Raw genomic sequence first — 468 nt, forward strand, 5'->3', positions numbered from 1 at the left:
GATCGACTGCATCGACAGCGTGGCCGCCAAGGCCGCGCTGATCGCCTGGTGCAAGCGGCGCAAGATCCCGGTGATCACCACCGGCGGCGCCGGTGGCCAGGTCGACCCGACGCAGATCCAGGTCGCCGACCTGAACAAGACCTTCAACGACCCGCTGGCGGCCAAGGTGCGTTCCACCCTGCGCCGCGACTACAACTTCTCGCGCACGCCGGGGCGCACCTACAGCGTGCCCTGCGTGTTCTCCAGCGAACAACTGCGCTACCCGAAGCCGGACGGCACGGTGTGCCAGTCGAAGAGTTTCGTCGGCGAAGGGGTGAAGCTGGACTGCGCCGGCGGCTTCGGCGCGGTGATGATGGTCACCGCCACCTTCGGCATGGTCGCCGCCGCCCGCGCCGTCGAGCGCCTGGCGGAAGGCCGCGCGCTGCGGCCGTCGCGGCGCACGCCGGGGAACGCCTGATCAGGCGCCGA

At 70.7% G+C, this 468-nt stretch carries 1 pseudogene; it reads left to right on the forward strand.

Annotated features, from left to right (window positions below):
- Positions 1-457, forward strand: a pseudogene (locus tag EEB15_RS33320) (tRNA threonylcarbamoyladenosine dehydratase); the annotation flags it as partial.
- Between the last annotated feature and the right edge of the window lie 11 nt (positions 458-468).

The sequence above is a fragment of the Ramlibacter sp. WS9 genome, from assembly GCF_003797765.1.
Lineage (GTDB): Bacteria > Pseudomonadota > Gammaproteobacteria > Burkholderiales > Burkholderiaceae_C > Ramlibacter.